The organism is Brevundimonas sp. (genome assembly GCF_029945885.1).
Taxonomy (GTDB): Bacteria; Pseudomonadota; Alphaproteobacteria; order Caulobacterales; family Caulobacteraceae; genus Brevundimonas.
In genome coordinates this window covers 1-22188 of sequence record NZ_JAQSDK010000018.1, presented here as the reverse complement: position 1 = coordinate 22188, position 22188 = coordinate 1, and the positions used below count along the sequence as shown (strand labels likewise).

Annotated in this window: 19 protein-coding genes and 1 tRNA gene; 11 read left to right on the top strand and 9 right to left on the bottom strand. The window is 67.8% G+C overall.

Annotated elements, in window-relative coordinates:
* Positions 1 to 285: 285 nt before the first annotated feature.
* On the bottom strand, positions 286 to 1059 hold the full coding sequence (locus PSV00_RS09360) for a pseudouridine synthase (protein WP_300446388.1): 774 nt from the start codon (positions 1057 to 1059) through the stop codon (positions 286 to 288).
* Positions 1060 to 1377: 318 nt separating this feature from the next.
* Between PSV00_RS09360 and PSV00_RS09355 the strand changes: the two genes are divergently transcribed.
* Positions 1378 to 1881, top strand: coding sequence for a hypothetical protein (locus PSV00_RS09355; protein WP_300446386.1), 504 nt, complete (start codon positions 1378 to 1380; stop codon positions 1879 to 1881).
* On the opposite strand, the gene PSV00_RS09350 is transcribed toward PSV00_RS09355, so the two are convergent.
* Positions 1871 to 2539 (bottom strand): DUF938 domain-containing protein, encoded by a 669-nt coding sequence (locus PSV00_RS09350; RefSeq protein WP_300446384.1) that lies wholly within the window; start codon positions 2537 to 2539, stop codon positions 1871 to 1873. The genes PSV00_RS09355 and PSV00_RS09350 overlap by 11 nt on opposite strands.
* 206 nt (positions 2540 to 2745) lie before the next feature.
* Between PSV00_RS09350 and PSV00_RS09345 the strand changes: the two genes are divergently transcribed.
* Positions 2746 to 4596, top strand: a complete 1851-nt coding sequence (locus tag PSV00_RS09345; protein ID WP_300446382.1) for a phosphoenolpyruvate carboxykinase (GTP) — start codon at positions 2746 to 2748, stop codon at positions 4594 to 4596.
* A 45-nt stretch (positions 4597 to 4641) separates the two neighbouring features.
* Entirely contained in the window at positions 4642 to 5664 is a 1023-nt protein-coding gene (locus tag PSV00_RS09340) for an FAD-binding oxidoreductase (RefSeq protein ID WP_300446380.1), read from the top strand.
* Here PSV00_RS09340 and PSV00_RS09335 read toward each other — a convergent pair.
* Complete coding sequence (locus tag PSV00_RS09335; protein ID WP_300446379.1) at positions 5661 to 6398, bottom strand: TonB family protein; 738 nt, start codon at positions 6396 to 6398, stop codon at positions 5661 to 5663. The genes PSV00_RS09340 and PSV00_RS09335 overlap by 4 nt on opposite strands.
* A 128-nt stretch (positions 6399 to 6526) precedes the next feature.
* On the opposite strand from PSV00_RS09335, the gene PSV00_RS09330 reads away from it, so the two are divergent.
* Both PSV00_RS09330 and PSV00_RS09325 read left to right on the top strand, forming a co-directional pair.
* Positions 6527 to 7324, top strand: coding sequence for a transglycosylase SLT domain-containing protein (locus PSV00_RS09330; RefSeq protein ID WP_300446378.1), 798 nt, complete (start codon positions 6527 to 6529; stop codon positions 7322 to 7324).
* 101 nt (positions 7325 to 7425) lie between these two features.
* Entirely contained in the window at positions 7426 to 8562 is a 1137-nt protein-coding gene (locus tag PSV00_RS09325; RefSeq protein ID WP_300446376.1) for a DUF2336 domain-containing protein, read from the top strand.
* A 67-nt stretch (positions 8563 to 8629) separates the two neighbouring features.
* Here the strand turns inward: PSV00_RS09325 and PSV00_RS09320 are convergent, their stop codons facing one another.
* From PSV00_RS09320 to PSV00_RS09310, 3 genes are all read right to left on the bottom strand, one after another.
* Entirely contained in the window at positions 8630 to 9106 is a 477-nt protein-coding gene (locus PSV00_RS09320) for an Hpt domain-containing protein (RefSeq protein WP_300446373.1), read from the bottom strand.
* A 63-nt stretch (positions 9107 to 9169) separates the two neighbouring features.
* Positions 9170 to 9922 carry an NAD kinase gene (locus PSV00_RS09315; RefSeq protein ID WP_366944647.1) on the bottom strand — a complete coding sequence of 251 codons (753 nt, stop codon included), beginning with the start codon at positions 9920 to 9922 and terminating at the stop codon, positions 9170 to 9172.
* Between the two features lie 64 nt (positions 9923 to 9986).
* Positions 9987 to 11048 (bottom strand): DUF2336 domain-containing protein, encoded by a 1062-nt coding sequence (locus tag PSV00_RS09310; protein WP_300446369.1) that lies wholly within the window; start codon positions 11046 to 11048, stop codon positions 9987 to 9989.
* A gap of 248 nt (positions 11049 to 11296) precedes the next feature.
* On the opposite strand from PSV00_RS09310, the gene PSV00_RS09305 reads away from it, so the two are divergent.
* The 4 genes from PSV00_RS09305 (at position 11297) to PSV00_RS09290 (ending at position 17292) form a co-directional block, all read left to right on the top strand.
* Positions 11297 to 12061: a class II aldolase/adducin family protein gene (locus tag PSV00_RS09305; RefSeq protein WP_300446368.1), complete on the top strand. Its 765-nt coding sequence runs from the start codon at positions 11297 to 11299 to the stop codon at positions 12059 to 12061.
* Complete coding sequence (locus PSV00_RS09300) at positions 12058 to 12816, top strand: hypothetical protein (RefSeq protein ID WP_300446366.1); 759 nt, start codon at positions 12058 to 12060, stop codon at positions 12814 to 12816. The genes PSV00_RS09305 and PSV00_RS09300 overlap by 4 nt, the downstream gene beginning before the upstream one ends.
* A gap of 127 nt (positions 12817 to 12943) precedes the next feature.
* Entirely contained in the window at positions 12944 to 14062 is a 1119-nt protein-coding gene (locus tag PSV00_RS09295) for an efflux RND transporter periplasmic adaptor subunit (protein ID WP_300446364.1), read from the top strand.
* Positions 14062 to 17292 (top strand): efflux RND transporter permease subunit, encoded by a 3231-nt coding sequence (locus PSV00_RS09290; protein WP_300446390.1) that lies wholly within the window; start codon positions 14062 to 14064, stop codon positions 17290 to 17292. The genes PSV00_RS09295 and PSV00_RS09290 overlap by 1 nt, the downstream gene beginning before the upstream one ends.
* Here the strand turns inward: PSV00_RS09290 and PSV00_RS09285 are convergent.
* Positions 17276 to 17779 (bottom strand): cytochrome c family protein, encoded by a 504-nt coding sequence (locus tag PSV00_RS09285; protein ID WP_300446363.1) that lies wholly within the window; start codon positions 17777 to 17779, stop codon positions 17276 to 17278. The two genes, PSV00_RS09290 and PSV00_RS09285, sit on opposite strands and share 17 nt — an antisense overlap.
* A gap of 147 nt (positions 17780 to 17926) precedes the next feature.
* On the opposite strand from PSV00_RS09285, the gene PSV00_RS09280 reads away from it, so the two are divergent.
* Together PSV00_RS09280 and PSV00_RS09275 are read left to right on the top strand one after the other, a co-directional pair.
* Positions 17927 to 18202, top strand: a complete 276-nt coding sequence (locus PSV00_RS09280; protein WP_300446362.1) for a FeoA family protein — start codon at positions 17927 to 17929, stop codon at positions 18200 to 18202.
* Positions 18202 to 20073, top strand: coding sequence for a ferrous iron transporter B (locus PSV00_RS09275; RefSeq protein ID WP_300446361.1), 1872 nt, complete (start codon positions 18202 to 18204; stop codon positions 20071 to 20073). Before PSV00_RS09280 ends, PSV00_RS09275 begins: the two co-directional genes overlap by 1 nt.
* On the opposite strand, the gene PSV00_RS09270 is transcribed toward PSV00_RS09275, so the two are convergent.
* Positions 19991 to 22048: an acyltransferase family protein gene (locus tag PSV00_RS09270; protein WP_300446360.1), complete on the bottom strand. Its 2058-nt coding sequence runs from the start codon at positions 22046 to 22048 to the stop codon at positions 19991 to 19993. The genes PSV00_RS09275 and PSV00_RS09270 overlap by 83 nt on opposite strands.
* 64 nt (positions 22049 to 22112) lie before the next feature.
* A tRNA-Thr gene (locus tag PSV00_RS09265) sits at positions 22113 to 22188 on the bottom strand.

Sequence of the window (22188 nt, the reverse complement as noted above, 5' to 3'; positions counted from 1 at the left end):
ACGCCCGGCGCTCCGCCCACGCCCCCATCACCGCGGCCGGACCGGCGCGCGGGGCGTCAGCCTGCCCGTTGATCCATGGAGTGCCCGAAATGCCACCAAAGGCTGTCGTTATCCTCCGGCAAGCCGCGCTTGCGCGGCGCAGACCGGGGGACCCAGCGGCGCGGTCGCGTCAGCGAGCGCGAAACCTGTCCGCAGCACTGTACTTGAAAAGATCGCGCTATCGCGCGCCGCTGGGTCCCCCGGTCTCGGCTACGCCTCGCCGGAGGACGACGAAAGCAGAGGGACCTACCCCTGACCCACCAGGGCCGCCCGTTCCTCGGCGGTCAGTACCCGCCAGTGGCCCTCGGGCAGGTTGTCGAGGCGGATCGGGCCGATGCGGACGCGGATCAGGTCGATGACCTCGAGGTCGACCATTTCGCACATGCGCCGGATCTGGCGGTTGCGGCCCTCGCGCAGGATGAATTTCAGGCGGAAGGACTCCATCCGGCTGACATGGGCCCGCTTCAGCTGGCGGCCGTCCAGCATCAGGCCGTAGCGCAGCATGGCCAGCTTCTTCTCGGTCACGTCGCCGGCGATACGGACCAGATATTCCTTGTCGAGGTTGGACTGCGGCCCGATCACCGCCTTGGCCACCACCCCGTCGTTCGACAGCAGCAGCAGGCCGCGCGAATCCTCGTCCAGCCGGCCGATCGGCGGCAGGGAGGCGTCCTCGGCCGGTTCCTCCCCGTCGAACGGCCAGGGGCCGACGCGGTTGGGTTCGATGACCAGCTGGATCGCCGGCACCTTGTCCGGCTCGGGCTGGCCCGAGACGAAGTCCAGCGGCTTGTGCAGCATGATGGTGACGCCCGAGGCCAGCTCTTCCTCGGCGCTGTCCGACAGGGTCAGGGTCTGGCCCGGTTCGATCTTGCGGCCGGGGTCGGTGACGGTCTCGCCGTCGATCGAGACCATGCCGGCGACGATCAGTCCCTCGGCCTCGCGCCGCGAGCAGACGCCGCTCTGGCCCAGCCATTTGTTCAGGCGTTGCGGTTCGTCGCCGTCATAGGTGCGGATGAAGGCCATGGGGCTCCGGGGGTCAGGGTCTGCGCCTGTGTAGAGCCGGACGCGGCACGGGGAAAGGCGCGGCGGTTCCGGCTGCGGGGGGCCGGTTTCGCCGGACTTCAACATCGCCACAGATGTGCGGCGAGCTGCAAAATCCCGGAAAGTGTTGACGAAATGGGGGTTTCACTATAGGTTTGCCCTATTCCAAGATCACGATGTGCCTCTGGATTCCGGCCTTGCGCCGTTTCCGTGAAGACCCATTTCAATACACTGATCGTATCGACTGAAGGCCGTTTTCTGCGGCCCGAATAGTCGACCCCATCTTCGAAGGAGATCTCTTTGTCCGCACAACGCGCCGGTTCCTATTCTGCCCGTCCCCGTAACGACTTTCGCCGCGCCCCGACCCGGGCCCGGGTCGGCCTGGCCATGCGCCGGTCGATGGATTTCGGCCCGCTGGGTGACGTGGAGCCGCTGATCCAGAACCAGGGCCTGTCCCTGGCCCCGATGTCGACCGGCGACGCCAGCCTGTCCGTCGCGGGGGTCACCGTCCTGGCCACGGCGCGCAGTGCCGATATCGCCAGCGGCGCGCTGAAGGGGCTGGTCGTGCCCGGCGGCATGACCGACGACGCCTCGATGGCGGCCGTCAAACTGCTGCTGGATGCGGCCGGAGCCAAGGGCGTGCCGATCCTCGCCTTCGGTGAAGGTATCGAACAGGCGGTCCTGGCCGCCGGTGGCGATCCGACCGCCTTCGTCGACGCGCCGGCCGTGCTGATCCACGGCACGCAGATCACCTCCCTGGCCGACCGCGACGCCGTCGCCGCCGCTGCCGCCGCTATCGGCTAGCGACCTGGACCCGCCGGAACAGCAGACACAGATTGTTGGCCGGCATCGCCGTGCGCAGGGTCAGGACCAGTCCGGCGGCCCGGGCCACACCGACCACGTCCTCGAGGGCGCGCAGCCCCCAGTCCGGGTCGCGCGCCTTCAGCGACTCATCAAAGGCTGCGTTCGACGGGGCCAGCGGGACATCGGCCTCGCGATAGGGGCCGTACAGGCACAGCAGGCCGCCCGGATGACGCAGCATCCGCGCCGCGCCCGACATCAGCCCCTCGGTCGCCGCCCACGGGCTGATGTGGATCATGTTGATGCAGACCACCGCCTCGAACGGCGGTCCGTTGACGGCCCCGTCCGGCGGCCAGCTCAGCGGGTCAGAGGCGTCCAGCGCCAGCGGCGCGGCCAGATTGGGCAGGGCGGCGGCGTCGCGCCAGGCGGTGATACTGGCCCGGGCCTCGGGGCTGGGGTCACTGGGCGTCCACTGCAGGCCGGGCAGGCCGCGGGCGAAGGCCACCGCGTGTTCGCCCGATCCGGCCGCGATCTCCAGCACCCGGCCGCGCGCCGGCAGATGCGCCTGTAACACCGCCAGGATCGCCGCGGTATTGCGCGCCACGGCGGGGGAGGTGAGGCCGCCGCTGGCGGCGGCGCTGACAGGATCGAGGGTTTGCACGGGCGATCGATACCGCTCCCCATCGACCGAGGCGACCGGAAAGTGCGGGGCCGGGGCCGGGTTCGGCCGCCGACGGGTGGAAAATTGCCACGGTTGACGCCGGGTTCCGACCAGTGTTCTTGCCCTGTTGTAACAGAGCGTGAACGCCACGCTCGAGCGCCTCGACGGCGAAGATCGTCAGGCGGACAGGCTCAGGAGCGTTTCGCGTGACCCAGGTTCAAGCCATCCCCGGACTCCATCCCGCCCCGACCCGCCATGCCCGGCTGGTCGCCTGGGTCGAGCAGATCGCCGCCCTGACCCGGCCCGACAGGGTCCACTGGTGCGACGGTTCGGAGGCCGAGAAGGCCGCCATCATCGCCGACCTGATCGGCAAGGGCACGCTGCGCGCCCTCGATCAGGATAAACGTCCCGGCAGCTTCTATGCGGCTTCGGATCCGAAGGACGTGGCCCGGGTCGAGAGCCGCACCTTCATCTGCTCGCAGGACGCCGCCGACGCAGGCCCGACCAACAACTGGTCCGACCCTGCCGAAATGCGCAACCGTCTGGACGGTCTGTTCGACGGCTGTATGGCCGGCCGGACGATGTACGTCGTGCCCTTCTCGATGGGTCCGATCGGTTCGGAACTCAGCGCCCTCGGCGTCGAGATCACCGACAGCGGCTATGTCGCCGTCTCTATGGGCATCATGACCCGGATGGGCAGCGCCGCGCTGGAAGCCATGGGCGAGGACGGCCCGTTCGTGCCCGCCGTTCACACGCTGGGTGCGCCGCTGGCCGAGGGTCAGGCCGATGTGCCGTGGCCCTGCAATGCCGAGAAATGGATCGTCCACTTCCCCGAGACCCGCGAGATCTGGTCCTACGGCTCGGGCTATGGCGGCAACGCGCTGCTGGGCAAGAAATGCTACGCCCTGCGCATCGCCTCGGTCATGGCCCGCGACGAGGGCTGGCTGGCCGAACATATGCTGATCCTCAAGCTGACCGACCCGAAGGGGCGCGCCAAATTCGTCGCGGCCGCCTTCCCCTCGGCTTGCGGCAAGACCAATCTGGCCATGCTCCAGCCCAGCCTGCCGGGCTGGAAGGCCGAGACCATCGGCGACGACATCGCCTGGATGCGCTTCGGTGACGACGGCCGCCTGTATGCGGTGAACCCGGAGGCCGGATTCTTCGGCGTCGCCCCCGGCACCAGCCGCAACACCAACGGCAACGCCCTGGCCACCCTGGCCACCAATACCGTCTTCACCAATACCGCCCTGACCGCCGACGGCGACGTCTGGTGGGAAGGCCTGACGAAAGAGGTCCCCGCAGGGCTGACCAACTGGAAGGGTCAGCCGCACGATCCGGCCTCGGGCGAGCCCGCGGCCCATCCGAATGCCCGCTTCGCCACCCCGGCCGGCCAGTGCCCGGCCATCGCCCCTGAATGGGAAGATCCCAGAGGGGTGCCGATCGACGCCATCCTGTTCGGCGGTCGCCGCGCCTCGGCCGTTCCGCTGGTGACCGAGGCTTTCGACTGGGAGCACGGCGTCTTCATGGGCTCGACCGTAGCCTCCGAAGGCACGGCCGCAGCCGAGACCGCCATCGGCGAACTGCGCCGCGATCCCTTCGCCATGCTGCCGTTCTGCGGCTACAATATGGGTGACTATTTCGCCCACTGGCTGTCGATGGCCGGCAAGACCGAGGCCGCCAAACTGCCGCGCATCTATTTCGTCAACTGGTTCCGCAAGGGGGCCGACGGCAAATTCGTCTGGCCCGGCTTCGGCGATAATTCGCGCGTGCTGAAATGGATCGCCGAACGTCTGGACGGCGAGGCCGGGGCCGTCGATACGCCGGTCGGCCGCACGCCGGACCGGGCCTCGCTGGACCTGTCAGGCCTCGACCTGTCTGACAGCGACCTGTCGACCCTGCTGGACGTCGATGCCGAGGTCTGGACCGAGGAGGCCGCCCTGATCCCGGCCTTCTTCGAACGCTTTGGCGAACGCCTGCCCGCCGCCCTTTGGGCCCAGCACGCGGCCTTGACCCGGCGTCTGTCGGCCGAGCGCGCCGCCGCCATGGCCGCTGAATAGTCAGCACGGCTTGAAATCGGGACGCGGGGGGGCGAAGGACAGCCGGTGTCCTCCTCAACAGAAGTCCTGGTCATCGGTGCCGGCGTCCTGGGCCTGTCCACGGCCGCGGAACTGCTTAGGCGCGGCCATGCCGTGACCGTAGTCGATCCCGGCTTCGGCAACGCCTCAGCGGTGGCCGCCGGCATGATCGCCCCCGCCTTTGAGGCCCTGGCCGACTGGCGCGGCTCCGACGGACGGCTGGATCGCGGCGACCTGTTCCGCGCGGCCCGTGCCCACTGGAGCGCCTTCGCCACCGCCTTCGACCTGCCGCTGCATCGCGAAGGTGCCGAATGGCGCGGCCCCGATCTGGAAACCGTCGCCTCCCAACTGCGCTGGCTGGGCTTCGCTGCGGAACGCACCAACGACGCCGTGCTGACTCCGGCGGACTGGCGCACCGAACCGGTCGCGGCCCTGACGCGGCTGCGGTCCCTGCCGGGCCTGACGGTGATGGCCGGCCGGGTCAGCAGCGTGACGACCGACGGAGCCCGCTGGACGGCGATTCTGGACGAAGGCTCGGGTCTGGCCGCAAAGACGGTGGTGCTGGCCACCGGGGCGGTCGGCGGCCTGGACCTGCCGGAGCCGGTCGCGGGTCTGGTCGCCCGGGTTCAGCCGATCCGCGGCCAGATTGCCGTCACCGACCGGCATCTGGTCGACCGGGCCGTGCGCGGTCCGGCCGGCTATGTCGCGCCCTGTCCCGGTGGTGCGGTCATCGGGGCGACCATGGATCCTGACCGCATCGATCTGGAGCCGGATCTGGACCGGGGTCAAGGCCTTGTGCGGGCCTGTCTGGCCCAGATCGGCCTGTCGGACGACCTGCCGGTCACCTGGCGGGTCGGGGTACGCGGCGCGAGCCCGGATGGCCTGCCCATGGCCGGAACTTCGGGCCTGACTGGCCTGCACCTGGCCCTGGCCCCGCGTCGCAACGGCTGGCTGCTGGGGCCGATGGTCGCACGAACGGTTGTCGACGGTCTCGAGGGCCGGGCGGCCGGTCCGTTTGCCCCGGCCCTCGACCCGCGCCGGTTCGCCTAGTCTGCCGGCAGGGCGAAGCGCAGGTTGATGTTGACCCGAGCCCCGTCGACGGCCTGGCCGTCAACCGTGCGCGGACTGATGCGGAACTCCCGCGACAGGGACTGGGCCGCCCGGCCGAAGCCGTAGCCGCCGGGGGTTTCGCTCGTGACAACGCAGCCGGTGACCGCGCCGCTGGCCTGAACCACGCAGGTCAGGGCGGCCGAGCCGGCGACCTCGGCCCTGATCGCCCGCTGCGGATAGGCCCGCATCAGCTGCTCCGGGCTGGGCTGGCGAATCCAGTGGGGATGGCTGATCACCGAAGGGGGGGCTGCGACGACCGTCGGGATGGTCGCCGTGCCTGTCGGCGAAGGATCCGTCACCGTCTGGCCCAGGGTTATCACGTGGGTGAAATCGACCGCGGGCTCGTCCGAGGTCACGGCGGTGATCGTGTCGGTGTGGTTGTTCACCGCGGAGGAGTTGTGAATCGGGGCATTCGGGGCTGGTGGCTCGGGCGCGACGATCGGGTCAGGCGTCGGCGGGCGGAACATCCTGACCTGGATAGGTGGCGCTTCCGGCGGCGTCACGAAGGCCGGCGGCAGTTCGAACCGCTGGTAGTAGAGGGCCGCCCCGACGCCGACATGGGCCAGGGCGACGAGGCCGATGGCAGCCCAGCGCGCCCGGGACAGGGGTTTGCGGCGCTCGCCGAAATCGAGGGGGCTCACCAGTCCGGGGCTGCCGGCGGTTTTCATCATCATGGTCGTCACTCCCTGTCGTTAGCCGTCCCCACAGCGTCCCGACTCCCAGTTGAGCGCTTCCCTTAAGGCAAGTTTTGGGCGAACCCCGTTAGGGTTTCGTTAACCACGATCGCGCAGCGTCCGACATTATGACCATCGGAGCGATTCCCTCTTCTGGCGGCGTGGAAGCGGCCATCCGGCGTGCGTCCAGCGCCACCGGCGTGGATTTCGACTTTCTGATGAAGACGGCGCGGCGGGAAAGCGCGATGAACCCCTCGGCCCGGGCCCCGACCTCGTCGGCGGCGGGCCTGTTCCAGTTCATCGAGCAAACCTGGCTGGCGACCGTCAAGCAGCACGGAGCCGAGCACGGCTACGGCCAGTATGCCGATCTGATCCACAGGGGCGGCGACGGTAGATGGCGGGTCGAAGGTTCGGCGCGCAATGTGGTGCTGGACCTGCGCTTCGACCCCCAGGCGGCCTCGACCATGGCCGCTGAACTGACGGCCTCGAACGCGGCCTATCTGCGCGGACGGACGGGTCGAGAACCAGGCGCGGGTGACCTGTATGCAGCCCATTTCCTCGGCCCGGGCGGCGCGGCCCAGCTGATGGAAGCCATGGCGACGCGTCCCGGAACAAGCGCCGCCGCGCTGTTTCCGCAGGCGGCATCGGCCAATCGCTCGATCTTCTATCGCGACGGGCGGGCAGCCACCGTCGCCGAGGTCCATGCCAATCTGAACCGGTCGGCGGGCGATGGCGCACCGGCGGCGAATGTCGGCACGGCCGGGGATCCGGATCCGGGGGAGCGCGATCGTCTGCTGGCGGTGCGGCTGGACCGGTTGAAACAGGATCAGGGTCTGCTGGCCCTGCTTCTGGGTCAGAACGGCGACGGCAAAGCCGGGGGATTCGGCGGGGTCTTCGGACCGGAACCGGCGCGCGGAGCGGGCTGATCCACAGCCGTTGGTAAACCGGGCGTTAACGATCCGGGTTCACCCTGTGTCTTCAGCTAGAGTCCGATTCCCAACAGCGTCCGAAACCCCGAGCATCCCCGATGACCGCCATGCGCGCGAGCCTCACAGAGTTCGATATCCGGCGCCTCATCAAGGCTACGGATGCGGATGACCGCGCGTCGGCCGCGCACAAGCTGTGCCGGAGCATGGACCGGGCCACGCTGACGGCCGAGGACCGCGAGGCAGCCCAGAAAATCCTGCGGGTCATGGCCGGCGATGCCGCCGAAATGGTGCGTCGGGCCATGGCGGTGACGCTGAAGGCCTCTGATCTCATTCCCCATGATGTCGCGCGCCGTCTGGCGGCCGATGTCGACAGCGTGGCCCTGCCGATCATCGGGTTTTCGCCGGTGTTCACCGACGACGATCTGATCGAGATTGTGCGCGCCGGCTCGGCCGTGCGCCAGGTGGCGATCGCGGCCCGGCCGAAGGTCTCGCGTGACCTGGCTTCTGCGCTTGCGGATGACGGCTGTGAGGCCGCGGTCCGAACCCTGGCCTCCAATGACAATGCGGACCTGTCGGAAACGGCCATGGGCGTCGCGGTCGACCGGTTCGGCGACTCTCCGGAGGTGGTGGCGGCCCTGGCCTACCGTCAGGTCCTGCCCCTGTCCGTAACCGAACGTCTGGTCGAACTGGCCAGTGAGGCGGTGCGCGAGCATCTGGTCACCCGTCACGCCGTGGCCCCTGAAACCGCGATCCGCCTGGCGCGGTTCGCCCGGGAACGGGCCACGGTCGACCTGGTCGATGAGGCGGCGTCCAATGCCGATCTGCCGGCCTTTGTGGCCCAGCTGAACGCCCGCAAGGTCCTGAGCCCGTCGTTGATGCTGCGCGCCCTGGCGCGCGGTCAGATGGCCCTGTTCGAGCATGGACTGGCGGAACTGGCGCAGACCCCGCATCACAGGGCCTGGCTGATGGTCCATGACGCCGGCCCGCTGGGCCTCAAGGCCATCTATGACCGCGCCGGCCTGCCACCGCGGCTGTTCCATGCGATCCGCGCCGGCGTCGATACCTGGCGCGCGCTTCAGGCCGAGGGCATTGACACCTCGGGCGATGAGTTCCGGCAGAAGATGCTGGAGCGTTTCCTGACCCAGAGGCCGAACGCCCCGCGTGATGATCTGGCCTATCTGATGGAGCGGCTCGACCACGCACCGGCTCCGGTCGCGGCGCGGTCCGCCGCCTAACCCGGGGCCCACAACGCAGAACGCCCGCCGGATCGGGCGGGCGTTTGTCAGATGTCTGTTCGGGCCATCAGGACAGGTGTGCGGTGACCCGGGCTTCAAGCGTTTCAGCGAGAATGCGACCGGTCGGATGCTCGTCCGTCTGGATCTGGTCGCGGACAACCGCGCGAATGGCGTCGATATGGGCATCCAGCAGAATGAGAGGCGCGGCCATCCGCTTCTGCTGATCGTCCATCAATTTGCACAGCGAACCGGCCAGCCGGGTGACCAACGGATACTGGTAGGTGCTGCCGAGACCCTTGAGGTCGTGGGCGCGATAATAGAGCGCTTCGGCAGTTTCGACCGTATAGCCGGTTTCACGAATGGCGGTCTGGGCCTGTTCCAGCTTGACGATCTCGTCCTTCAGCCACTGGCCGAATTGGGAGGACATGGCCTTGAGGGCTTCCTCGGCCTTGGCGATCGCATTGGCGTCGATGCCGCCGAAACCTCCGCCGACCTTCATACGGAGAGTGTTGGTCGGTCGGATGACCTGGGCCGAGTTGCTCACGTCAGAACTCCCATGGTTTGACGCATCATCATGGGGGGGACGCTGTTAAGAACCCGTGACCGTTCAGCTATTGAATTGCTCCGCGAGAACCCGCTCCTCGAACGAGCGACTGGCGTCGAACAACATGGTCAGGGCCAGATCCCGCCGTTCGCGGACGTCGACACGGGTGACACGGCGCACTTCGAAACTGTCGGCGGTGGCGCTGACCGGGCGTTTCTCGGGCTCGAGCACGTCAAAGCGCACGCGGGCCTCATGCTGGAGCAGGGCCCCACGCCATTGGCGCGGACGAAAGGCGCTGATCGGTGTCAGGGCCAGAATCCGCGCATCCAGCGGAATGATCGGTCCGTGGGCAGAGAGGTTATAGGCCGTCGATCCGGCGGCGGTGGCCACCATACAGCCGTCGCAGGTCAGCTCTTCCAGCCTGACGGTGTCATCGATCCAGATGCGCAATTTGGCGCTCTGGCATGTCTGGCGCAGCAGGGAGACCTCGTTGATCGCCAGGCCGCTGTTGACCTCGCCGTCCGCCCCCCAGGCATCCATCTGCAAGGGATGGATCACCGTATGTCCCGCAACGGCCAGCCGCTCCAGCAGGTTGTCCTCGTCGAAATCATTCATCAGAAAGCCGACGGATCCGCGGTTCATCCCGAATACCGGAGTCCGGCGCTCCAGGTTGTCATGCAGGGTTTCCAGCATGAATCCGTCACCGCCGAGGGCGACGATTACGTCTGCGTCCGCGGGTGAAACCGAGCCGTAGCGGCCTTCAAGCCGCACGCGAGCCTGCTGGGCCTCAAGCCGCTCACTCGCGACGAAGGCGATTTTCAACGGGGGATGGGAGGATGGAACACTCACCGCTGCACGCAAGCCGAGCGTGACGTCGAAGTCAAACGGCGGATGAACTGTTGTCGCGAACCAGGGCGCGGAAGGCGCGTGCCGAGGAGGCGGCCGACATCGATCCGCGCAGCCAGACCTGGGCCCCATAGGTGCCCGGTGCGCCGCCATTCATCAGTCGGATCTCATTGATCATGGCGACGAACACAGCCCGGTCGATACCGACGGCGGAACAGGCATAATAGATGGCTTCCGGGGACCCGGCATTCAGGGCTCCGCGAATTTCCGCGACCGAGAAGCCGCCGAGTGCGGCAAGTCCGTGGACGAAAAGGTTCAACCGCCGTTCCCGGACCGCCCGGACCAGATAGCTGGGGCGGAGCTGGTCGGCGGCGTGCAATTTGGCGACGAGTCGACGCTCTGATTCCTCGAATTCCTCGCTCTCGACGACCGGTGCCGGCGTCGGGCTGTCGCGGAAGGCCTTGTCGACCGCCTCCTGCACGGAGACGTTCAGATCCTCTTCGTCGATCTGGAAGCGCGCGCCGATGGCCTGGCGCAGGGCTGTCCCGACCCATTGATAGAGCTGTTCGGCGAGAACGTCTGTCAGTCTGGGGTGGCGGGTCAGGGGCGCGCGCAGGGCGGCGATGCGACGCGAATGCTCGACCAGCCGACGAACCCCGTCGGGGCTGATCTCAGCTGTCCGGTTGGAGGCGAGGGCCGTCAGGGTCGCGGGTTCAGCACGATCGATGATCACGTCGGCGACCCGACCGCTGAGGGCCGGGCGCCGGGCGACTTCGATCTGGTGTTCGATGGTCGCCTGCAGCAGGACGACGATCATGTCTTCGTCCCGCAACACGGGGCTGGATGCCAGGATGGGGCGGGCGATCTGGATTTGATCCAGCGCCAGCATGTTGATCAGCGCGTGTGGGGCCCAGTCGGCATGCGCCAGGCGTTCGGCCAGGGTCCGGCGGACATCGCGCTCCACCTGTTGGGCCAGCATCAGGAGGACTTCGCCCAGCACCTCGGAAATTTCCTCGGCGGGCGGGTTGGCGTCGCACAGGGCGGTGATGGCCAGCAGCAGCCTTTGGCGGTCGTCGCCGCTGCGGCTTCTGGCCATGGAAAGAAGCTCGCCGAGCGACGCGATTTCATCCCCTGGCGGGAATGAGGGCGTGAGCTGGACGAGTACGGTCACGACTGACTCCGGTTTCAGGCCCAGCTGGCATGAGGCAACTGGTTAACTGTGTCGATTGACGGTGAAGACTTGGTTAAGATCGGTGCCGGTAACGGTCCCGGTCTTGACCAATGCGGCCTTCAGGGCGAGCGTGGGCTGGCCGCGCGCGCACGCGGCGAAGCTGGAGCACGAGTATGGCGGACGGAACGACACAGTCCCTGAAATCCCGGGTGTCAGCCGAGGAATGGCAGGTCCGGGTCGATCTGGCGGCCCTCTACCGGCTGGTGGCCCTGCAGGGCTGGGACGACATGATCTTTACCCATATCTCGGCGCGGGTGCCCGGGCCCGAGCATCATTTCCTGATCAATCCCTACGGCTACTATTTCGAGGAAATCACGGCCTCGTCGCTGGTCAAGGTCGACCTCGACGGCAACGTCGTCCAGGAGACGACCAATTTCATCAACCCGGCCGGTTTTACCATCCATTCGGCCGTTCACGCGGCCCGCGAGGATGCCCGCTTTGTGATCCATCTTCACACGGTGGCCGGCGTCGGAGTCGCGGCCCAGGAGCACGGCCTGCTGCCCATCAGCCAGAACGCGTGTCTGCTGCAGCACCAGGTCGCCTATCACGGCTATGAGGGCGTTGCCCTGAACCATGACGAGCGACAGCGGATCGTCGCGGATCTCGGTGACAAATCCCTGATGCTGTTGCGCAACCACGGAACCCTGGCCGTCGGGCCGACCGCAGCGGCAGCCTGGGTTGGTATGTTCTTCCTCGAGCGCGCCTGTGCCCAACAGGTGGCGGCGCTTTCGGGCGGGCGCGACAATGTTCTGATCGCCCCGGACGCGGCCCAGGCCGAGACCCGGGAGCAGGGCGGAGGCATCGGTATGGTTGCCTCTCTCGCCTGGCCCGGCGCGCTGCGGCAGCTGGACCGGAAGTCTCCGGGCTACGAGGTTTGAGAGTCGCTGCGGCGGGGCTGGCTTGCCTCACCGCAGCGCTCGCGGCCGGTGCCGCTCGCGCCGGCCCCTGGACCCAGCCCGCGGGGCAGGGCCAGATCATTCTCAAATATGAGGACATGGTCGCCAGCCGGGGATTCGACCCGGACGGTGAGCTTGCCGACCTGCCCGCCGAACGCCGCGATCGATCGGGCGGCGTGTTTGCGGAATATGGACTGACCGATCGCTTGACCCTGCAGCTGAAGGGTGACTGGCAGCAGGGCGAGGATGCCTTCGTTGACTATGACGGACGTGGTCCGCTGGAGATCGGCCTCACCTGGCAGGTGTGGCGCGGGGCCAGGACCGCAGTCAGCCTCTACGGCGGCTACGCCGATGGCGGCGAGGGACGCAATGCCGGCTACGCTGCGCCGGGCATTGGCGATCATGACTGGGAGGCGCGACTGTCGGTCGGTCGGTCCCTGGCCGACGGGCGCGGTTTTGTGGATGTGCAGGCCGCACGGCGCTTTCGTGACGGTTTGCCGGACGAGACGCGGGCGGACGCCACGGCCGGCGTTCATCTTAACGACGACTGGATGGTGCTGGGTCAGATGTTCGCTGGCGTGGCGGACGACTCGGGCGCGCGCTGGCTGAACGTCGAAACATCGGTGGTCCGACGACTGGGGAAGTGGAGTGTCCAGGCGGGATGGCGACAAACGGTAACCGGGCACGAGACGCCGGCGGCTCAGGGTGTGGTGCTGGCGGTCTGGCGGCGCTTCTGACGCAGTTTTCTTCGACCGCGACGAATTGCAGCGACGGAATCAGGAACTGCATCCGTTACAGGAACGCCAGTTGCGTCATTCGCGTAAGCGGTTATGTCAGCGACCGCTGTCCGGAGACCATGTCCGCGTGATCAAACGCCATTTCTTCATCGTCGCCGCCGCTGTGCTGCTGGCTCTGATGGTCCTTGCCGTCGTTCTGAAACTCGCCCTTGCCGATGATGGCGACGGTGCCGGGTCCCAGGGGCGTGGCGGCCGGGGCGGGGGGCAGGTCGTATCCCAGGCGGTCGTCAGCCAACGCACCTTCTCCGACGAGATCCGGGTACTGGGCGCGGCGCGCGGTCGCCGCTCGGTCAACATCACGTCGTCGACGACCGAGCTGATCACCCGGGTGCTGTTCACCGACGGCCAGCGGGTCGCCGCGGGCGCGCCGCTGGTGGAACTGCAGGCGCGGGAGGAGGATGCCGGGATCATCCAGGCTCGTGCGCAGGTCGCTCAGGCCCAGCGGGAATATGATCGTTTCGAGGGGCTGGCCGAAAGGGGTATCGCGCCCCGTGTCTCCGCCGAACAGGCGCAGACGGCGCTGGAGACCGCCCGGGCCAACCTGTCTGCTGCCGAGGCCCGACGCGGTGATCGCGTGATCCGTGCCCCGTTCGCCGGCGTGCTGGGCCTGACCAGTGTCACACCGGGAACCCTGATCAATCCTGGAGCCGTGATCACCACGCTCGACGACATCAGCGTGATCCGGATCGATTTCCCGGTACCGGAGCGTTATGTCGCCGTCCTGCGAACCGGGGCCCCCATTCTGGCGTCCGCCGATTCCCTGCCGCAGGAATCCTTCGCCGGGCGCATCGCCCTGGTCGACACCCGTATCAATGAGCAGACCCGCGCCGTGACGGTTCGCGCCGAGATTCCCAATCCAGGTGGTCGTATCCGGCCCGGCATGCTGATGCGCGTGGCGGTCAGCCATGGTCAGCGTCAGGGACCGGCGGTGCCGGAAGCGGCCGTCCAGTATGAAGGCGATGGAGCCTTCGTCTATCGCATTGCCCGTGGTGAGCGCGGCCTGAGCGCCCAGCGGGTGGAGGTTGTTGCCGGTGCGGTCGAGGACGGTTTCGTCGAAATCCTGTCGGGCCTCAATCCGGGCGACCGGATCGTCGGATCCGGTCTGAACCGCATTCAACCCGGCGCACCCGTCACCCTCGAGGGCGAAGCGCCCGCAGCCGCTACGGGCAAGGGCGCGCCGCGATGATGCTGTCCGACGTCGCGGTCCGACGCCCGGTCTTCGCGGCCGTTGCGGCGATCATGCTGTGCGTGATCGGCATCGCCGCCTTCTTCTTCCTGCCGGTGCGCGAACTTCCTGATGTCGACCCGCCGATCGTGTCGGTCAGCACGACCTATGCCGGGGCCTCGGCCGAGGTGATCGAGAACCGGATCACTGAACCGATCGAGCAGCAGATCGCCGGCATCCAGGGCGTGGAGCGGATCAATTCGACCAGTCGTGACGGCCGTTCGAACGTCAGCATCGAATTCTCGCTGGACCGCGACATCGATAGCGCCGCCAACGATGTGAGAGACCGTATCTCCCGGGTGGTCGGCCGACTGCCCGACCAGGCCAATCCGCCCGAGGTGGCCAAGGCCGACACTGACAGTCAGCCGATCATGATCCTGTTCCTGCGCTCCAGCGCGATGAACCGGCTGGAGCTGACCGATTACGCTGATCGTTATCTGATCGACCGGCTGGCGACCGTACCCGGCGTCGCCCTGGTCCAGATCTATGGCGAACAGCGCTATGCGATGCGTATCTGGCTGGACGCGGCGGCGCTGAGCGCCCGCGGGCTGACGGTAACGGATGTCGAGACCGCGCTGAACAGCCAGAACGTCGAACTGCCGGCGGGGGCCCTGGAGTCCGGGGAGAAGAATTACACGGTCCGTGTTGCCCGGACCTATGCCCGGGCGGAAGACTTCCGGGAATTGCCGATCGGCACCCGCGGATCGGCCGCAGCCGTGGCGGGGGCAGGCCAGGCTGCGACCGGGATTTCAAGCGGGCCCGCAGGCGCGCTGCAGTCCCAGACCGGCTATGTCACCCGCCTTGGTGATATTGCCCGGGTTGAGGAGGGGGCCGAAGAGGACCGCCGCCTGTTCCGCGGCAACGGTCTGGACCAGATCGGTCTGGCCGTTACCCGACAGGCCCAGTCGAACGACCTGGCGATTTCCGACGGTGTTCGCACCCTGCTCGAGCAGGTTCAGACCTCGCTGCCCGACGGGACTGAACTGGTCGTCGGCGTCGATAATTCGGTCTTCACCTCGCATGCCATCGACGAGGTCTGGATCACGATCGGCATCTCCCTGGTGCTGGTGGCCCTGGTCAATTTCGTCTTCCTGGGCAGTATCCGCGCGGCCTTCATCCCTTCGATCGTGGCCCCGATCTGCCTGCTGTCGACCTTCATCATTCTGGCCCCGCTGGGCTTTTCCCTGAACCTTCTGACCCTGCTGGCCCTGGTCCTGTCGATCGGCCTCGTCGTCGATGACGCCATCGTGGTGACCGAGAATATCCAGCGCCGACTCGATCTCGGCGAGCCGCCGCTGGTGGCGGCGGAACGCGGCACGCGCCAGGTCTTCTTTGCCGTGGTGGCCACGACCATCGTGCTGCTGTCAGTGTTCGCCCCCCTGCTGTTCCTGCCCGGCTATGTCGGCCGGTTGTTCGTCGAACTGGCAGCCGCCATCGCCGGTGCCGTCGCCTTCTCGGCCTTCCTGGCGCTGAGCCTGTCGCCGATGCTGGCGTCCAGGATTCTCAAGCCGGCCAAGAGCTCGGGCTGGCTGGCACGCAATGTCGACCGGGCCATGGACGGGTTGAAGCGGTCGTACCGCAACTCCCTCGATGCCCTGCTGGGCCGTCGGATTGCCGTCGTCGGTGTCTCCGGTCTGATTCTGCTGATCGCCCTGGGCGCGGTCGGCATGTTCCTGACCCTGCCCAACGAACTGGTCCCGTCAGAAGACCGGGGCCGGGTGTCGGTCCGCGTCAATGGTCCCGAGGGGGCCGGCTTCGACTATACCCGCCGCATTATGCTGGGCCTTGAGCCGATCCTCGCCGAATACAGATCTGCCGGCGAGGTCGACAGCTTTCTGATCTCCGCCCCGGGCTTCGGCGGCGGCAGTTTCAACTCCGGCAACGCCGTGATGATCCTGACCGACTGGTCTGCGCGCCACCGCTCGGCCGACGACATCGCCCAGGAGCTGAACGGAAAACTGCGCGCCCAGACCGATGCCCAGGTCAATGCCAGCGTCCCGGGGGCCTTCCAGCGCGGCAGCAGCAATTCCAACTCAATCGAGATGGTCGTGACCGGCTCCGAATACGATGAGCTGTACCAGTGGCTGCAACCGGTACTGGCTGAGGCCCAGGCCAATCCAGGCTTCTCGCGACCGCGTCTCAACTACGAGCCCAACGCGCCCCGCCTGCTGGTCAATGTCGATCCGCAGAAGGCGGCGGCCTTGGGTGTGTCGTCTCAACAGATCGGGCGAACCCTGGAGACGATGTTCGGCTCGCGCCGGGCCACGACCTATATCCGGGGTGGCCAGGAGTACGATGTCATCCTGCAGACGGAGCGGGAGAACCGTCGCTCGGTCGGGGATCTCGAGGCCCTGTATGTCGCGACCGGTGGCGGTCAGCTGGTGCCGCTGGCATCGGTGGTCACGACCCGGACCTCCGGTGACACGCCGGACCGCCGGCGGCTGGATCGCCAGCGGGCGATTACCCTGAGTGCCGACCTCAATCCGGGCATGACCATCGCCGACGCGATCACCTTCCTCGACGGTGTCGCGGCCGAGCAGCCGCAGGGCGTGGCCACCGTTCAGTGGGGCGGCGCGGCGCGCGACCAGCAGGAGGCCGGCGGTGCAGTGGCTGCGGCCTTTGGCCTGGCCCTGTTGCTGGTCTTCCTGGTTCTGGCGGCCCAGTTCGAGAGCTGGATTACGCCGGCGGTGATCATGCTGACCGTACCCCTGGCCGCGGCCGGTGGTCTGTTCGGTCTGGTGATGTCGGGCTCCAGCCTCAACATCTACAGCCAGATCGGTCTGATCATCCTGATCGGGGTGGCCGCCAAGAACGGCATCCTGATCGTGGAATTCGCGAACCAGTTACGCGACCAGGGCCGAACCATACGTGAGGCCATCGTCGAGTCCGCAACCCTGCGTCTGCGGCCGATCATCATGACCTCGATCGCGACGGCGTTCGGGGCCCTGCCGCTGATGCTGTGGCAGGGTGCCGGGGCGGGCAGTCGCCAGACCATCGGCGTGGTGATCTTCTCCGGTGCCATGTTCGCGACCCTGCTGACCCTGTTCGTGGTGCCGGTCATTTATGGCGCGCTGGCGCGGTTCACCCGGTCGCCGGAATATACCGCCCGCAAGATCGAGGCGTGGGAGGCGCAGGAGGTTCGCGGCGGAACCGAGCCCGTGTCGGACGAACCGGTTACGGGGCCGGCGTAGCCGGGCCAGCCGGGACGAAACCGGTCTCGACCTTGAGCCAGGCGATCACGTCGCGGCGATCGGTGGCATCCTCCAGTCCGGGGAAGGTCATCTTGTTACCCGGCAGGAAGCTGCGCGGGTTCTGAAGCCAGTGGTCGAGGCGGTCGGCGTCCCAGTCGAATCCGGCGGCCTTCAGAGCCGGGGAATAGTTGTAGCCGGCGTGACCGCCGGCCGTGCGACCGAAGATGCCCCAGAGGTTGGGGCCGGTCATGTTCGGTCCGCCCTCGGTCACGGTGTGGCAGGAGCGACAGCGGGCGAAGGCGCGGCGGCCGTTGTCGAGATCAGCCGTGTTGTAGGGGGCCGGCAGGGCCGCCAGCAGGACGAGTTTTTGGGCGGCCGTCGCTTCGGGGCGCGGCGCAGGCGCGGGGGCGGCTTCACTGGAACCCGACTGGCCGCAGCCTGCCAGCGCCAGACCCAGGATGGACAGGGGGATAAGGGGTCGGGTCATGGCTTGCTCCTGGTTCCGGGTCCCTTTGATAGCCTATGCGCGGAATGCGGCAACGGGGTGCGACGACGGAAGGCTGGACGGCAGGCCGTCGCACCTGATAATCAGTGTCAGATGCAAGGGCGCGGAATCGCGCCGCCAGTGAGCTTCATGACCGACACCATTCAACTGAGCCTTGCCCGTCGTGGCGACCGGGGCGTCATCGTCCAGGTGGGCGACCATTGTCATCATGACGAGCACGCCTTCGAGCTGGAGCGTCGGCTGCTGGAACTGGGCTTTGTCGAGGGCGCGCGCGTCGAGATGCTGCATGAAGGCCTGTTCGGCCGCGACCCGATCGCGATGAAGGTCGACGACATGCGGGTGGCCCTGCGGCGGCACGAGGCGGCCAGCCTGAGCCTTCGCCTTGAGCGTGTGATCGCCGCCTGATGGACAGCGCCGCGCGTCTGACCCGGGTCGCCCTGGTCGGCAATCCCAACAGCGGCAAGACGGCGCTGTTCAATGCCCTGACCGGGGCTCACCAGAAGGTGGCCAACTACGCAGGCGTCACTGTCGAGCGCAAGGAGGGCCTGATCCGCGCCCTGAGCGGCCGCACCCTGTCGGTGCTGGACCTGCCGGGCACCTATTCGCTGCGGGCCCGGAGCCCCGACGAGGAGGTCACCCGCGACGCGGTGCTGGGGAAGCTGGCGGGCGAGACCCCGCCGGATGTCATCGTCTGCGTCGCTGACGCCACCAATCTGCGGCTGGTGCTGCGGCTGGTGCTGGAGCTGAAACAGGTCGGCCGGCCGATGCTGCTGGCGCTGAACATGTATGACATCGCCCAGAGACAGGGTCTGCGCATCGATCTTGAGGCGCTGGAGGCCGAGCTCGGCTTGCCTATCGTGACCACGGTGGCGACGCGCAAGCGCGGTATCGACGACCTGATCGCCGCGGTCGAGGCCCGGATCGATGCCGGCCTGCCGGCGGGCGACAATGTCTGGCACGCCCCGGACGCCGCCGGTCTGCGGACGGCTGCGCGCGAGGCCGAGCGGATCATGAAGGCCTGCGTGAAACCGCCACTGCGGCCCGACACCCTGACGGGCAGGATCGACTCGGTGCTGCTGCACCCGGTCGGCGGGCTCGTCATCCTGTTCGCCCTTTTGTTCGTGATGTTTCAGGCCGTGTTCAGCTGGGCCACGCCGGTGATGGACGGGATCGAGGCCGGCTTCGGCCTGCTGGGGGCGGGGGTCGCCACGGTGGTGCCGGAGGGCCTGGTGCAGAGTCTGCTGATCGACGGGATCATTTCCGGGGTCGGCAGTGTGCTGGTCTTCCTGCCGCAGATCGTGATCCTGTTCGCCTTCATCATCATGCTGGAGGACTTCGGCTACATGGCCCGGGCGGCCTTTCTGATGGACCGGATCATGGGCGGGGCCGGGCTGCACGGGCGGGCCTTCATCCCCCTGCTGTCCAGCTTTGCCTGTGCCATTCCCGGCATCATGGCGACCCGCACCATCGACAGTCGCCGCGACCGGCTGACCACCATACTGGTCGCGCCCCTGATGACCTGTTCGGCGCGAATTCCGGTCTACACCCTGATCATCGCCGCCTTCATTCCGCAGCAGACGGTGTGGGGGTTCGCCAATCTGCAGGGGCTGGTCATGTTCGGCCTCTATGCCGCCGGGATCATCAGTGCCCTGGCGGTGTCGTTCGTGATCCGGCGCATCCTCTGGCGCGGCGCGGTCGAGCCCTTCATGATGGAATTGCCGTCCTACAAACTGCCTGATCTCAAGTCGGTGCTGATGAATCTGTGGATCCGGGCCCGAATCTTCCTGGCGCGGGCCGGGCGGATCATCCTGCCGCTGATGGTGGTGGTCTGGGTGCTGTCGACCTTCCCCTATCCGCCCGAGGGCGCGACCGGGCCGGCCATCGACTATAGTTTCGCCGGGATCATCGGTCACTGGCTGGAGCCGGTGTTCCGGCCGATCGGCTTCAACTGGGAGATGGTTATCGCCCTGGTCCCCGGCATGGCCGCGCGCGAGGTGGCGGTGGCCGCCCTAGGCACCGTCTATGCGATCGCCGATGCCGAGAACAACACCGGGGCCCTGTCGTCGGTCCTGGCCGCTCACTGGTCGCTGGCCACGGGCCTGTCCTTCCTGGCCTGGTATGTGTTCGCACCGCAGTGTGTGGCCACCCTGGGGGTGGTCAAGCGCGAGACCAACAGCTGGAAATGGATGTGGATCATGGTCGCCTATATGACGGCCCTGGCCTATCTGGCGGCGCTGGTGACCTATCAGACGGCCGTGGCCCTGGGCGCGGGCTGACCGCCTCCGGCCGCAGGGCGCGATCGATCCACGGTTCCAGTCGCGGGGCCAGAGACCGGGCGAAGGTCGCGGTCATATGGCTGTCGTCGAAATAGACCATGAAACCGTCGACGAACGGTCCGCAGCGGTCAGTCAAACACAGCCAGTCGCGCGTTTCGACGAAGATGAAATTGGACGGCCAGCCGCCCGCCGGCACGAGGCCGGCCGGATCGCGGTCCCGGCGCGGCACGGAACAATCCCGCCCGGGCAGGGCGGAGCGGGCGACGCAGTCAACCATATTATGATCGAACCAGGGTGTGTCGCGCAGGCCCAGAACGGGGATGCCGGCAGCCCCGAGCTGTCGCCAGTGGCCGGGGGGAATGAGCTGTTCGGGCGGGACCCGGTTCAGGGTCGCCACGGTGACGACCAGGTCGGGCCGGAGCTCGAGGAGGCGTTCCGTCACCCGGGCGCTCCAGGCCGCACAGTCCGGTGCCGGGCGGCCGAAATTGTCGTTCGCGCCGGTGCCGAATGAACAGACCGCCTTGGTATAGGTGACGATCCGCCATCCCCGGGTCGCGGCAATCTGCTGCAGGGCCGGCAGCCAGTGGCGGGCGTGGGAACTGCCGACGAGGGCGATCAACACCGGGGCGTCGGTCGCCCCGTAGCGGCAGGACAACAGGCGTTGATCGCTGACTCCGGCCAGACAGCCGTCGGTGAGCATGTCGCCCTGGTCGTCCCGGGCGACGATGGGGCCGGGTACGATGACCGTCTGCCCGAGAACCCGGGGTGGCCGACCCGTCAATCGCGTGGTGGCCAGCTGGTCGCGCTGGACCTGTCGTGCATGGGACAGGTGCAGGGCCCACAGCCCGACCGCCGCCACCATGACGGTCACCAGCAGGGCCGCGCGCAGCATGATCCGCGCAAAGGACCGGTCGGCCGACAGCCACGCTGTCAGCGGTTTTTCGAGGGTGGCCTTGCTGAACGCGGCCAGGCCGATCGACAGGGTCAGGATCAGCAGGCCGGTGGCGAGGTCAGCATCGGTCCGGCCGGTCACGACCAGCAGAAACACCAGCACCGGACCCTGCCACAGATACAGGCCATAGGAGCGGTCGCCCAGCCAGGCGAGCGGTCGCCACGCCAACAGCTGGCCGGCCCCGACGAAGCGGCCGTCGGCCCCGGCCGCCAGGATGAGCAGGGCGGCGGTGGCCGGCCAGAGCGAGGCCCAGGCCGGGAACAGGCTGGTCGTGCCCCAGAGCGGGCCGGTGGTCAGCAGCAGGGCCAGGCCGGTCCAGCCGGCGGGACCGCGCAGTCGGTCCGGCAGGCCGCGCCGGGTCAGGCCGAGGGCCAGCAGCCCGCCGACGGTGAATTCCCACAGTCGCGCGAGCGGGTCGAAATAGGCACCGGTCGGGTCAACGACCACGGCACGCGCCGCCCAGGCGAAGGAGGCCAGGGTGACGACGGCGAGGCCGAGCGCGAGACGGACGACGCGACGATCGGTGCGGTGCGCCCACAGGGCCAGGCCCGCCATCAGCAGGCCGATCAGGACATAGGCCTGGACCTGCAGGCTGATGGCCCAGCCGTTGTTGAACGGCGTGGGGATGTCACCGCGGGCCAGATAGTCGACCGCGTAGCGCTGCAGGGCGAGGTTTTCGACGAACAGGCTGGTCGCCAGCCCCTCACGTATGGCCCGGTCCCAGAAGACGCCGGGCAGCAGGATCTGGCTGACGACGACGGTGATGACGGTGACCACGACGATGGCGGGCAGCAGCCGCCGCGAGATGCCGACGGCAAAGCGCTGCAGGTCGACGGTGCCCGCCCGCAGGGTCTGGCGGGCCAGGGATCCGATCAGCAGGAAGCCGGAGACGACGAAAAAGACATCGACCCCGCCCGAGGTGCGTTCGGTCCAGGCGTGGAAGCCGACGATGAGGACGGCGCAGAGGGCCCGCAGGCCCTGGATATCGTCGCGGCGGGCGGAAGGCGCGGGCACGGACGTCACGGGGTCCGGGTCCGGGCACGGTCGACAGACCGGTCGCGTGACATCCGGCCTGGACGGTCGGACATGGTGCCGGTTGCAGGATTCGAACCCGCGACATCCAGTTTACAAAACTGGCGCTCTACCAACTGAGCTAAACCGGC

What these genes read in the sequence shown, in the direction of transcription:
- PSV00_RS09290 (WP_300446390.1), top strand. Translation starts at nt 14,062, where the DNA reads ATGCTGTCCGACGTCGCGGTCCGACGCCCGGTCTTCGCGGCCGTTGCG.
- PSV00_RS09310 (WP_300446369.1), bottom strand. Translation starts at nt 11,048, where the DNA reads ATGGCCAGAAGCCGCAGCGGCGACGACCGCCAAAGGCTGCTGCTGGCC.
- PSV00_RS09305 (WP_300446368.1), top strand. Translation starts at nt 11,297, where the DNA reads ATGGCGGACGGAACGACACAGTCCCTGAAATCCCGGGTGTCAGCCGAG.
- PSV00_RS09325 (WP_300446376.1), top strand. Translation starts at nt 7,426, where the DNA reads ATGACCGCCATGCGCGCGAGCCTCACAGAGTTCGATATCCGGCGCCTC.
- PSV00_RS09360 (WP_300446388.1), bottom strand. Translation starts at nt 1,059, where the DNA reads ATGGCCTTCATCCGCACCTATGACGGCGACGAACCGCAACGCCTGAAC.
- PSV00_RS09330 (WP_300446378.1), top strand. Translation starts at nt 6,527, where the DNA reads ATGACCATCGGAGCGATTCCCTCTTCTGGCGGCGTGGAAGCGGCCATC.
- PSV00_RS09335 (WP_300446379.1), bottom strand. Translation starts at nt 6,398, where the DNA reads ATGATGATGAAAACCGCCGGCAGCCCCGGACTGGTGAGCCCCCTCGAT.
- PSV00_RS09275 (WP_300446361.1), top strand. Translation starts at nt 18,202, where the DNA reads ATGGACAGCGCCGCGCGTCTGACCCGGGTCGCCCTGGTCGGCAATCCC.
- PSV00_RS09285 (WP_300446363.1), bottom strand. Translation starts at nt 17,779, where the DNA reads ATGACCCGACCCCTTATCCCCCTGTCCATCCTGGGTCTGGCGCTGGCA.
- PSV00_RS09280 (WP_300446362.1), top strand. Translation starts at nt 17,927, where the DNA reads ATGACCGACACCATTCAACTGAGCCTTGCCCGTCGTGGCGACCGGGGC.